The organism is Erythrobacter sp. WG, from assembly GCF_026586795.1.
Lineage (GTDB): Bacteria > Pseudomonadota > Alphaproteobacteria > Sphingomonadales > Sphingomonadaceae > Erythrobacter.
Map to the genome: position 1 here is coordinate 1 of NZ_JAPFGY010000048.1, position 11,441 is coordinate 11,441.

Annotated in this window: 12 protein-coding genes and 1 pseudogene; 8 read left to right on the forward strand and 5 right to left on the reverse strand. The window is 70.3% G+C overall.

The window, feature by feature from the left end; genetic code table 11:
* Positions 1-282, reverse strand: a pseudogene (locus OPU67_RS15970) (hypothetical protein); the annotation flags it as partial.
* Positions 283-467: 185 nt separating this feature from the next.
* On the opposite strand from OPU67_RS15970, the gene rplU reads away from it, so the two are divergent.
* From rplU to OPU67_RS15990, 4 genes are all read left to right on the forward strand, one after another.
* Positions 468-902, forward strand: a complete 435-nt coding sequence (rplU, locus tag OPU67_RS15975) for a 50S ribosomal protein L21 (protein WP_267621408.1) — start codon at positions 468-470, stop codon at positions 900-902.
* Between the two features lie 14 nt (positions 903-916).
* The gene (gene rpmA / locus OPU67_RS15980; protein WP_267621410.1) at positions 917-1,186 is read left to right on the forward strand and encodes a 50S ribosomal protein L27; all 270 of its coding nucleotides are present in this window, start codon (positions 917-919) and stop codon (positions 1,184-1,186) included.
* Positions 1,187-1,401: 215 nt separating this feature from the next.
* Entirely contained in the window at positions 1,402-1,953 is a 552-nt protein-coding gene (locus OPU67_RS15985) for a GNAT family N-acetyltransferase (RefSeq protein ID WP_267621412.1), read from the forward strand.
* Between the two features lie 53 nt (positions 1,954-2,006).
* On the forward strand, positions 2,007-2,603 hold the full coding sequence (locus OPU67_RS15990; protein WP_267621414.1) for a TetR/AcrR family transcriptional regulator: 597 nt from the start codon (positions 2,007-2,009) through the stop codon (positions 2,601-2,603).
* On the opposite strand, the gene OPU67_RS15995 is transcribed toward OPU67_RS15990, so the two are convergent.
* Complete coding sequence (locus OPU67_RS15995; RefSeq protein ID WP_267621416.1) at positions 2,600-3,328, reverse strand: YgfZ/GcvT domain-containing protein; 729 nt, start codon at positions 3,326-3,328, stop codon at positions 2,600-2,602. The two genes, OPU67_RS15990 and OPU67_RS15995, sit on opposite strands and share 4 nt — an antisense overlap.
* Positions 3,329-3,470: 142 nt before the next feature.
* Here OPU67_RS15995 and pyrC point away from each other — a divergent pair, with 142 nt between their 5' ends.
* Positions 3,471-4,514: a dihydroorotase gene (gene pyrC / locus OPU67_RS16000; RefSeq protein ID WP_267621418.1), complete on the forward strand. Its 1,044-nt coding sequence runs from the start codon at positions 3,471-3,473 to the stop codon at positions 4,512-4,514.
* An 82-nt stretch (positions 4,515-4,596) separates the two neighbouring features.
* Here pyrC and rarD read toward each other — a convergent pair whose 3' ends face one another.
* Entirely contained in the window at positions 4,597-5,502 is a 906-nt protein-coding gene (gene rarD / locus OPU67_RS16005) for an EamA family transporter RarD (RefSeq protein WP_267621420.1), read from the reverse strand.
* Positions 5,503-5,807: 305 nt separating this feature from the next.
* Here rarD and OPU67_RS16010 point away from each other — a divergent pair, with 305 nt between their 5' ends.
* Positions 5,808-6,536, forward strand: a complete 729-nt coding sequence (locus OPU67_RS16010; protein ID WP_267621422.1) for a hypothetical protein — start codon at positions 5,808-5,810, stop codon at positions 6,534-6,536.
* On the opposite strand, the gene astD is transcribed toward OPU67_RS16010, so the two are convergent.
* Together astD and OPU67_RS16020 are read right to left on the reverse strand one after the other, a co-directional pair.
* On the reverse strand, positions 6,533-7,957 hold the full coding sequence (astD, locus tag OPU67_RS16015; RefSeq protein WP_267621424.1) for a succinylglutamate-semialdehyde dehydrogenase: 1,425 nt from the start codon (positions 7,955-7,957) through the stop codon (positions 6,533-6,535). The two genes, OPU67_RS16010 and astD, sit on opposite strands and share 4 nt — an antisense overlap.
* Before the next feature lie 89 nt (positions 7,958-8,046).
* Positions 8,047-9,459: a protein adenylyltransferase SelO family protein gene (locus OPU67_RS16020; RefSeq protein ID WP_267621425.1), complete on the reverse strand. Its 1,413-nt coding sequence runs from the start codon at positions 9,457-9,459 to the stop codon at positions 8,047-8,049.
* A 73-nt stretch (positions 9,460-9,532) separates the two neighbouring features.
* Between OPU67_RS16020 and OPU67_RS16025 the strand changes: the two genes are divergently transcribed.
* Both OPU67_RS16025 and OPU67_RS16030 read left to right on the forward strand, forming a co-directional pair.
* Complete coding sequence (locus OPU67_RS16025; RefSeq protein WP_267621427.1) at positions 9,533-10,399, forward strand: alpha/beta fold hydrolase; 867 nt, start codon at positions 9,533-9,535, stop codon at positions 10,397-10,399.
* A partial coding sequence (locus OPU67_RS16030; RefSeq protein ID WP_267621429.1) for a glycosyltransferase occupies positions 10,396-11,441 on the forward strand: 1,046 nt, incomplete at its 3' end. The genes OPU67_RS16025 and OPU67_RS16030, both read left to right, overlap by 4 nt.

The window sequence follows — 11,441 nt, forward strand, 5'->3', positions numbered from 1 at the left end:
CTCGAAGGGCTGTCCGGCGGCCGCGCGGGCAAGCCGCGCCGCCGCCGGTTCGCGCGCGGCGAATCCGGCTTCGGCAGCGGCGGCAGCCGCGCGCAGTTCGGCGATCCGCGCCGGCGGGGTTGCGCGGCGAGTCGGTTGAGGCGGCGAGCTCGCGGCCGGCGGCGGGGCGAGCTCGAAGGGGCGCATCGCCAGCGAGGGATAGTCCCCGCTGCCCGACGCGCACGCCGAAAGGGCCGCCAGCAGCGGCACGAGTGCCCAGATATGTGTCCCGTCCGTTCTCATACAGATCCCTGCCGCAGGCTTACCATGACACCCGCCCGCGCGAAAGCGCTGCGAGGCATCGCCTCGTCCGACTTTTTGGTGACGGCACGGGCGCTCGGGCGTTGACTTGGCGGCGCCATTCCCCTAACGGCACCCATCTTTCCGGGGCTGCACCTTCGCTCGCCTCGCATTGCCGTTCGGTTGGCGTGGCGTCTTTCTCCGCCCTTTCGGACACAAGCACAGTTAGAGAGTTGAAAGCCATGTTCGCTGTAGTGCGCACGGGCGGCAAGCAATATCGGGTTGCCGCCGGAGACAAGATTGCCGTTGAAAAGCTCGCGGGCGAAGCCGGCGACACGATCACGCTGGGTGACGTCCTGCTGGCCGGCGAAGGCGATTCGCTCGCCGACGTCGCCTCGGTGACCGTTTCGGCGGAGATCATCGCCCAGGCGAAGGCCGAGAAGGTGGTCGTCTTCAAGAAGCGCCGCCGGCACAACTATCGCCGCAAGAACGGCCACCGTCAGCAGATGACCTTGCTGCGCATCACCGCCGTCGGCGCCGCCGAGGACAAGCCGAAGAAGGCTGCCGCCAAGAAGACCAAGACCGAAGCCCCGGCTGAAGAAGCCGCCGCCTCGGCCGAATAAGGAGCACCCGGACCATGGCACACAAGAAAGCAGGCGGTTCGTCGCGCAACGGTCGGGATTCGGCCGGTCGTCGCCTTGGCGTCAAGAAGTTCGGCGGTCAGGAAGTGATCGGCGGCAACATCATCATCCGTCAGCGCGGCACCCGCGTCTACCCGGGCGTGAATGTGGGCATGGGCAAGGACCACACCCTCTACGCGCTCGAAGCCGGCGTGGTGCGATTCCACGCGGGCAAGCTCGGCCGCAAATACGTGTCGGTAGACGCGATGGCCGAAGCCGCAGAGTAAGCGGACGATTCGATGAAGGGATCGTCCGCAAGGACGGTCCCGGTCGGTGCAAGACCGACCACGTGAGGGAGACAGGACCGTCCTCGATTTTTCGGGGGAGTCCGTCTCCCTTTTTGCATTCTCCCTCGAAATCCTGCGGAATCATAAGGTTTCGCGGCCTCGAATTTGTCATGCGCGGTCCGTAGGGCGGCGCGGGGCAGGAAGGGAGAACACAGATGTTCCACCGGAGCGAAAGATTGCTGCTGCGGCCGGTCTGGCCCGAGGATTGGCAGGCGCTGCTCGCCGGCATCGCCGACGAGGCCGTGGTGAGGAACCTCGCGCGCGCGCCGTGGCCCTATCAGGAGAAGGATGCGCGCGAGTTCGCGGCGCGTCCGGTCGATCCGCTGCACCCGCGCTTCCTCATCACCCGCGCCTCCGACGCGGCGGCGGTCGGCTGCATCGGCTTCGGGCCGATGGGCGATGCCGCCAACGATCCCGGGCCCTGCGAGCTCGGCTACTGGATCGCGCGGCCGCATTGGGGCCAGGGATACGCCACCGAGGCGGGGCGGGCGGTGCTCGCGATCGCCGCGATGCTCGGCCACCGCGAGCTCGTCGGCTCGCATTTCCTCGACAATCCGGCCTCGGGCAAGGTGCTGAGGAAGCTCGGCTTCGAGCCCACCGGGCGGACGGTCGACCGCTGGTCCTGCGCGCGCGGCAGCCATGCGCCGACGGCGCAGTACCGCCGCCTGCTGGGCAGCGCCGCGGACGGGCAGCAGCGCGCGGCGTAACCCGCCCGCGCGGCCGCTTGTTCGCACCTGCAAAAGGGTCTAGGCCCCGGCCCATGGCCAGTCGCAAGAGGTTGACCCCCGAGGAATCGCGTCTTTCCGCGCTCGAGGCGGCGCGCGCGTTGCTGATCGAGACAGGTCCGCAGGCGGTGACCCTGAAGGCGGTCTCGGCGCGGATCGGCCGCACCCATGCGAACCTGCTGCACCATTTCGGCTCCGCCTCTGGCTTGCAGAAGGCGCTCGCCGAGCACCTGGCGCGCACCGTGTGCCAGACGATCGTCGAGGCGGTCCACGCCAGCCGCGCCGGCCTCGGGAGCCCACGCGAGGTGGTCGATCTTGCCTTCGACGCCTTCGACCGCGAGGGGGCGGGCGCGCTCACCAGCTGGATGCTGCTCACCGGCAACGAGGACGCGCTCGACCCGATCATCGCGATCATCCACGACCTGATCGACGAACTCGCCCCCACCGAGCCGCCCGAGCACATCGCCGAGCGGCGGCTTCACCGCGAGACGCTCACGCTGGTGCTGCTGGCGCTGGGCGATGCGCTGATCGGCGGCGCGCTGGCGAAATCGCTCGGCCTGCCGCGCGATGCGGCGCGCGAGCGGGCGGCGGCGATGCTCGAGGCGAGCTTCGCCGAGCATCTGCCGGGCTAATCGGCGCTGACGACCCCTGCCCGCTGCCATTCGGGCAGGCGCGCGGGATCGAGGTTCTCCACCCTGAGGTGATCGACCGCGAGGCCGAGGTCCGGATAGGCGGCCACCTGCCGCGCCGGGTCGGATTCGCCGAGCGGGACCACCACCAGCCGGCGGTTCACCTTCTGCCGCCAGTTCATGCGCGCGGTGTTCTCCTGCCCGACATAGCAGCCCTTGGTGAAGCTCACCCCGTGCAGTTCGACCGCATTGGTCTCGAGCCACAGGATGTCGCCCAGTTCTGCCCGCCCTTCGGGCACGCCCAGCGACAGGCGATGCGCCTGCCACGCCGCGTCGGCGCTCTCCCCCTCGGCAGGGCCGAGCCAGCGGTGGCCGAGCGCGCCAAGGCGCGGATCGGCGGCGAGGCCCTCGTGGGGCAGGGGGCTCCAGTGGACGGCGAGGCTCTCGTCGCGGGCAATCGCGATTCTGCGGCGCAGGCGGTAGAGCGACAGGCGCTTCACCAGCTCGTCGGCATGGGCGGCCTCGCAATCGAGGAGCAGCGCCGCGCCTTCGCTCCAGACGAGGAAATCGAACAGGTGCTTGCCCTGCGCGCTGAGCAGCGCGGCGTAGCAGGGCAGCGGGCCCTTGACGTCGTTGGTCACGAGGCCCTGGAGGAACGCGGCGACATCCTCGCTCTCGTCCAGTGGGGCGAGGCGGATGACGGCGCGGGCGGTGAGCATTGTCGACATGGCGCAGAGGTAAGCGCCCGGGTCCGATGCATCAATTCCCGTTCGCCCCGAGCTTGCCCAAGGTCTGCATTTTCTTCTGGCGAAACGCCGAGAAGAAAGACAGGGCTTGGGCAAGCTCAGCCCGAACGGAGTTCTTGTTTCGATGGCCTCGCCCGACCGCCTCACCATCCGCCGCCCCGACGACTGGCACCTGCATTTCCGCGATGGCGCCGTGATGCGCGAGGTGGTGCCCTACACCGCGCGACAATTCGCCCGGGCGGTCGTGATGCCCAACCTCACCCCGCCGGTGACGACGACGGCGCTGGGCGCGGCCTATCGCGAGCGGATCAGGGCGGCGGTGCCGGAGGGGGTGCGGTTCGAGCCGCTGATGACCTGCTACCTCACCGACACGACCGACGCCGACGACCTCGCGCGCGGCGCGGCCGAGGGCGTGTTCACGGCGGCCAAGATGTATCCGGCCAACGCGACGACCAACTCGGCCGCGGGCGTCACCGACGTGGAGCGGATCTACCCGGTGCTCGCCCGCATGGAGGCCGAGGACATCGTGCTGTGCATCCACGGCGAGGTGACGGACCACCACGTCGATGTCTTCGACCGAGAAAAGGAATTCATCGACAGGCACTTGTGCGGTATTATTGCGACCTTTCCCAAGCTGCGCGTGGTGTTCGAGCACATCACCACCGCCGATGCGGTCGAATTCGTGAGGGAGGCGGGCCCGCAGGTCGCCGCGACCATCACCCCGCAGCACCTCCACATCAATCGCAACGCCATGCTGGTGGGCGGCATCCAGCCGCACAATTACTGCCTCCCCGTTGCCAAGCGCGAGGAGCACCGCCTGGCCCTGCGCCGCGCGGCAACGAGCGGGAGCCCCAAATTCTTCCTCGGCACGGATTCCGCCCCGCACCTGAGGAGCGCCAAGGAATCCTCCTGCGGCTGCGCAGGCATCTTCGGCGCGCCCTATGCGCTTGAAAGCTATGTCACCGTCTTCGACGAGGAGGGGGCCCTCGACCGCTTCGAGGGCTTCGCCTCGCTTCACGGCCCGGCCTTCTACAAGCTGCCCGTCAACGAGGAGAGCGTGACCCTCGAACGCGCCGAGGTGGCGGTGCCGGCCTTCCTCCACGTCACGGGCGAGGAGATCGTCCCCTGGCACGGCGGGCAGGTGCTAGGGTGGCGGTTCGTCGGGTAAACGAGGTCTGTTCGCCTCGAGCGAAGTCGAGAGGTGAGCGCACAGGTGTCGCGACGTCGCTCGACACGAACGGGGGCAAGGGTCAGGCCGCCGCGCTCCTGCGCTTGGCCCACAGGTCCCAGACGAACACTCCCACCGCCACCCAGATCAGCACGAAGCTCGCGAGCTTGGCGGGCGCCAAGGGCTGGTTGAAGACGAACAGCCCGAGAAAGAACACGATGGTGGGCGAAAGATACTGGATGAAGCCCAGCGTCGAATAGTCCATCCGCCGCGCGGCGAGCGCGAAGAGCAGCAGCGGCACGGCGGTGAGCACGCCCGACAGGACAATGAGGCCGCTCATCCGCCAGTCCTGCCCGAAGGACGAGCCCTGCGGTCCGAGCGCGTACCACCCGGCGATACCCGCAGCGACCGGCAACAGGATCGCGCTCTCGATGGTGAGGCCCGGCAGCGATCCCACCGCAACCTGTTTCCTTACAAGGCCATAGAGCGCAAAAGTCACGCACAGTGTGAGGCTGATCCACAGGCTGGACAGCGCGCCCACGGCGAGGAAGGCGACCGCCGCGCCCGCGATGCCCACCGCCACCCACTGGCGCCGCGACAGCACCTCGCCCAGCACCAGCGTGCCGAGCAGCACGTTGACCAGCGGGTTCAAGTAGTAGCCGATCGAGGTCGCATAGACCTCGCCCGCCATGATCGCCCAGATATAGACGAACCAGTTGGCGCCGATCAGCAGCGCGCTCGCCAGCAGGGCGAGCAGGCTGCGCGGGCTGCGCAGCGCCGCCAGCACTTCGGGAAACTGGCGGCGCACGGCGACGATCGCGAGGCACAGCGGCAGCGTCCAGATGATCCGCCAACCGACGAATTCGAAGGGCGGCACCTCGCGCACCAGGATCAGGTAGAGCGGCAGGAAGCCCCAGATGAGATAGGCCCCGAGCGCCGGGGCAAGGCCCGAGCGCGGCGGAGTCGGCGAAGGGGCAGGGCTGTTCATGCGCGGCGGCGTTAGGCCGTGGGCGGGCAGGGCGCAAGCGGCGCTCCGGCTGAACGGTGGCTGTCGCCGACGCTGCCGCTTTGTTCAGGATACAAGCTCTAAATATGAACGCGATCCGGCGACTCGCCGATGCGTTCAGGCATCGGGAGGGACGCATCGGCTTGCGACCATGCCCCACCACATGGTCGCCGGCGCGGGGGCAATGCGCCGCCGCGGGATGCGCCTCCGGGGCCCTGAAAGGCTCCGGGGGCGCCTCTGCCTGCGCCGTGAGGCCCGCGTTAACCACCTTGCGCCATAGGAGGCGGATGCGCCGCGCGTCCGCCCTCGCTCTCCTGCCGTGCCTTGCCGCCGCCGCGGCCGGCTGCTCGCAAGGCGGCGGGGAGGCGTCCGATCCTTTTGCCGCGATCGCCGAAGACCCGGTGATCGCCCGCGCGCTCCACGATCCCTTGATGAGCGATCCCGACCTTGCCAGCCGCAACGAGGCCAATGCCGCGATCGGCTTTCCCGACAGCGCCGCCCTGCCGGTGCTCGCCGCGTCGTCCGAGGACGCGCAGGCCGCGCGCGAGGCGCTGCGGCTCGAACTGCTGGCGAGCGGCCCGATCCCCGACCTGCCGCCGGTCAGCGAGGGGCCGGGCGGCCCGCCGCTCGGGCCGATGGCACCGCCTGCGGACCTGCTCGCCGCCGTGGGTGCGCCCGCGTCCTGCGCGGCGCGGCTCCGCGAGGACTTCATCGTCGCCGCGCGCCTGCCCGCCGCGGCGGCGATCCCGCCGGGCGCGATGGTGGTGCAGGCGGGCGGAACGGCCGCGCGCGGCTGCGGGCTCACCATCGTGCGCTATCGCAGCGCTGCTCCGGCGCCGGACCTCCTGCAATATCACGTCACCCGCGCGGTGCGCGCCGGGCTCGGCGCGGCGGTGTTCGCCCAGCCTGAGGACATCGTGGTGGCGCGCGGGCAGGCGGGCGAGTGGCTGACGGTCCACGTCCGCCCGGCAGCGCATGGCCTCAGGGCGGTCGATGTCGTTTACCGCGTGCCTTAGGGCCGCAGCCCGACGTTGATCGCCATGCGCGGCTGGTCCATCTCGGTGCTGGCGACCGGATAGGCGCTGTAATCCGCGGCGTAATAGGCGGCCGGGCGGTGGTTGCCGGACAGGCCCACCCCGCCGAAGGGCGCCTTCGACGAAGCGCCATTGGTCGGCGCGTTCCAGTTGATGACCCCGGCGCGCACGTTGGCCCAGAACCGCCCGTAATCCTCCGGGCTCCCGCCGATCAGCGAGGCCGAGAGGCCGAAACGGGTGTTGTTCGCCTCGGCGATGGCGCTGTCGAGATCGGGAACGCGGATCACCTGCAGGATCGGCCCGAACAGCTCCATGTCGGGGCGCTCGGGCACGTCGGTCACGTCGATGATGCCGGGGCTGAGAAACGGGAGGTCGGGCACGGTGCGGCGCATATGCAGCAGCGGGCGGCCCCCGGCGGTGATCAGCGCGAGGAAGCTTTCGGTAAGCCCGTCGGCGGTGTCGTTGTCGATCACCGGGCCCATGAAGGGCTGCGGCTCGCCCAGGGGATCGCCGACCATCAGCTTTCTCGCGAGGGGAACGAGCTCGGCCATCAGCGGGTCATAGGCGCTGGCGGTCACGATCAGCCGCCGCGCCGCGGTGCAGCGCTGGCCGGCACTGGCGAAGGCGCTCTGGACGACGATCGCCGCCGCATCGGCAAGCCGCGGGGTGTCGACCACCACGATGGGGTTGTTCCCGCCCATCTCGAGCGCGACGATCTTGCCCGGATTGGCGGCGAGCTTGCGGTTGATGGCGATTCCGGCCTGCGCCGATCCGGTGAACAGCACGCCGTCGATCCCCGGATGCGCGACGAGTGCCTTGCCTTCCTCGGGCCCGCCGACGAGGAGCTGGATGACGTCTTCGGGCACGCCCGCCCTGTGGAAGGCGCCGACCAGCGCCTCGCCCACCGCAGGGGTTTTTTCCGAAGGCTTGAAGATCACCGCGTTGCCCGCGATCAGCGCGGGCACGATGTGGCCGTTGGGCAGATGCGCGGGGAAGTTGTAGGGGCCGAGCACCGCCATCACCCCGTGCGGCTTGTGGCGCAGCGCCGCGCTCGCGCCGACGCCGGCGTCGAGCTTCTTCTTGCCGGTCCGCTCGGCATAGGCCTGCACCGAGATGTCGACCTTGGCGATCACCGCATCGACCTCGGCGCGCGCTTCCCACAGGGGCTTGCCCGCTTCGCGCGCGATCAGCTCGGCGAGCTCTTCGCTCTCGCGGCGCACGAGGTTGGAAAAGGCACGCAGCACCGCAATGCGATCGGTGAGCGGGCGCGCGGCCCACGGGGCCCAGGCGCGCCGCGCGCGGCTGACCGCGGCCTCGACATCGCCGATGGGGCCGCGCCACAATTCCTCGCCGCTCGCCGGCTCGGTGGAGATCAGGATGTTGTCGGTCACGTCACCGGTCATGCGGCAGATGGTCGCCGTTCTGTTCGCCCCTTGAATCCCGCCCCTGCCCTAGTCCGGGGCGAGGGGAAAAGATAGGGCAAAGGCGCGGATCAGGCATGGCCCTGAGGTGCGGGCGGGGCGCCGTGGGCCTCGCCCATGCGGCGGATGGCGGCGACCTTGGCGTGGAGCGGACTCCAGTCGTCGCCCCCGGCGATGGCGTCCCAGATCGCCTCGACCTCGTCGATCAGCATCGCCTGCGGGGCATCGTCCGACCAGTAGGAGTGGACATCGGCGACCGGTTGGTAGCGGGCCAGCGCCTCGCCGAGCGCGCCCTGCGCATCGCCGCGCCCGCCGCGATTGGCGAAGAAGAAGGCGTCGGGCTGAACCTGCCCCTCGCGCATCGCCGCCTCGCAGGCCGCGACGAGCGCGGTGTCGGCCTCGACGCCCTGCGGCACGACGCCCAGCCGCCAGCACCAGCGCCGCGCGACGGCTTCCATGTAGAGCGGCCCGAAGCGTTCGAGCGCGGAGACCAGCGGTGCGGTGTCGGCGTGGAGGCGCAGCGCCACGGCGAGCTGCCCGCAGTTCCAGTGCAGCGCCTCGGGCTGGCGGCCGAAGGCATAGAGGCCCGCGTGGTCGAAATAGGCGGCGGTGAAGCCCGGCTCCCACGCCGGCAGCCAGCGCCACGGGCCGTAGTCGAAGCTCTCGCCGGTGACGTTCATGTTGTCGGTGTTGAGCACCCCGTGGACAAACCCTGCGACCATGTAGCTCGCGGCGAGATCGGCCATGCGTTCGGTGACTGCGTGCATCAGGCGGATCGCGGGATTGTCACGGTCCGGGGCGTCTGCGGGCGGGGGCGGGGCGGGGAAATGTTCGAGGCAGTAGGCGATGAGCTGTTCCATCTCGTCCGCCGCCTCCAGCGCGAGCAGGCGCTGGAAGGTGCCGATGCGGATGTGCGAGTGGGAAAGGCGCACCAGCACCGCCGAGCGGGTGGGCGAGGGCTCGTCGCCGCGCCACAGCTTCTCGCCGGTCTCGATGACGCTGAAGGTCCTGGAGGTGTTGACGCCCAGCGCCTCGAGCATTTCGGTCGCGAGGATTTCCCGCACCGCGCCCTTCAGCGTCAGCCGCCCGTCGCCCGCCCGGCTCCACGGGGTCTGGCCCGATCCCTTGGTGCCGAGGTCCATCAGCCGCCCCGCGCCGTCGCGCAGCTGCGCGAACAGGAACCCGCGCCCGTCGCCGATCTCCGGGTTGTACACCCGGAACTGGTGCCCGTGATAACGCAGCGCGAGCGGGTGGGGGAGATTGCCGTCGAGGGCCTCGAAGCGGCCGAAATGGCGCACCCACGCATCGTCCGAGAGCCCCGCCAGCCCGACGCTCGCCGCCGCGCGGTCGTTGCGCCAGCGCAGGATCGTTTCGGGGAAATCTGCCGCCGCGACCTTGTCGCCCAGCCACTCGGCGAGCGACAGGACCTGCGGGTCGGCATGGTAGGGAACATCGGGACGGGGGAGTTGCACAGCCTCGCTCATCCCGCGATAGTGGGGGCAAGGCCCGGGGCGCGCAAGTCGCCCGGGAGGGCAACCCAGGGGAATAACGCCGAGCATGGCCGCATCGTATGAAGACCGCTACTGGACCAGCAGCGACGGATTAAACCTGCACTACCGCAACTATCCGGGGCCGGAAGGCGCCGCGAAGCTTCCCGTCCTGTGCCTCCACGGCCTTACCCGCAACGCCCGGGATTTCGGCGCGCTCGCCGAGGAGCTGGCCGCCACCCGCCGGGTGATCGTCCCGTCGATGCGCGGGCGGGGCATGAGCGACTACGCCAAGGATTCCGACACCTATTCGCCCGTCACCTATGTCGCCGATGTCGAGAAGCTGCTGGCCGAGCAGGGCATCACCCGCTTCGTCAGCATCGGCACCTCGATGGGCGGGCTGATGACCATGCTGATGGCGGCGATGCAGCCGGGGCGCATCGCGGGCGTGGTGATGAACGACATCGGCCCCGAGGTCGACGCGGGCGGCGTCGCGCGCATCTCGGGCTATGTCGGCAAGGGCGGGAGCTTCCCCACCTGGGTCCACGCCGCGCGCGGGCTGGCCGAGGCGCACGGGGCATCCTTCCCCGACTGGGACCTCGACCAGTGGCTCGAACTCGCCAAGCGCACCATGGTCGTCACGCAGAACGGGCGGATCTGCTACGACTACGACATGGCGATCGCCGAGCCCTTCGCCAAACCCGGCAACGCCGCGCCGCCCAACCTGTGGCTCGCTTTCGAGGCACTCGCCGGGGTGCCGATGCTGCTGGTGCGCGGCGAATTGTCCGACCTCATCAGCGCCGACACCGTCAAGCAGATGGGCGTGCGCAATCCGCTGATGCGCACCGTCACCGTGCCCCGCGTCGGCCATGCCCCGACCCTTGACGAACCCGAGGTGCGCGCAGCGATCCGCGCGCTGCTGGACGAGGTGGAGTGAGCGAGCCGCAAGGGGCGCACACGCCCCGCCCGGCATCCGGCAACCCGCCCCGCATCCTCCATTGCCATTCGACCTTCGCCGCCGGCGGCAAGGAGCGGCGCAGCGTCCGGCTGATGAACGAATGGGGCCCGCGCCTGTCCCATGCGATCGTTTCGGGCGAGCCGGGGGAACTGGGCGCTGCGGCGCTGATCGACCAGGGCCTCGACGTCACCTTCCGCGCCGATTTCCCGCCGCTCTCGGGCGCGCCCATGCCGTGGCGGCTCGCCGGGCTGGCGCGGGCGATGCGCGGCCATGACCTCGTATGCACCTACAACTGGGGCGCGATGGACGTGGTGATGGCGCATCGCCTGTTCGCGAAGGCCATGGGCCTGCCGCCGCTGGTCCACCACGAGGACGGCTTCAACGAGGAGGAGACCGAGCGGCTCGATCCCAAGCGCAACCTCTACCGCCGCCTCGCGCTGGGAACAGCGGCGGCGCTGGTTGTGCCCTCCGCAATGCTCGAGCAGGTTGCCCGCGAGGCCTGGCACCAGCCCACAGCGCGCGTCCGGCGCATCCCCAACGGCATCGACACCGCCGCCTTCGCTCCCGGACCCGACCCTGCCGCCCTGCCGCTCCGCAAGGGCGCGGGCGAGCTGTGGGTCGGCACGCTCGCAGGGCTGCGCGCGGTCAAGCGCCTGCCCGATCTCGTCGCCGCCTTCGCCGGCCTGCCGCCCGCCTGGCACCTCGTCATCTGCGGCGAGGGGCCGGAGCGGCCCGCGATCCTCGCCGCTGCCCAGGCGCATGGCATCGCCGAGCGCGTCCACCTGCCCGGCGCGGTCGATCCGGCCCGGGTCGCCGGACTGTTCGATATCTTCGCCCTGTCCTCGGCGTCCGAGCAGTTTCCGCTCTCGGTGGTCGAGGCGATGGCGGCGGGGCTGCCGGTGGCCGCGCCCGGCGTCGGCGACATCCGCCCCATCCTTGCCGAGCCCAACCGCGCGCTCGTGAGCCCGCCGGGCGATGTGGCCGCGCTGGGCGCGGCGCTCGCGGCGCTCGCCGCCGATCC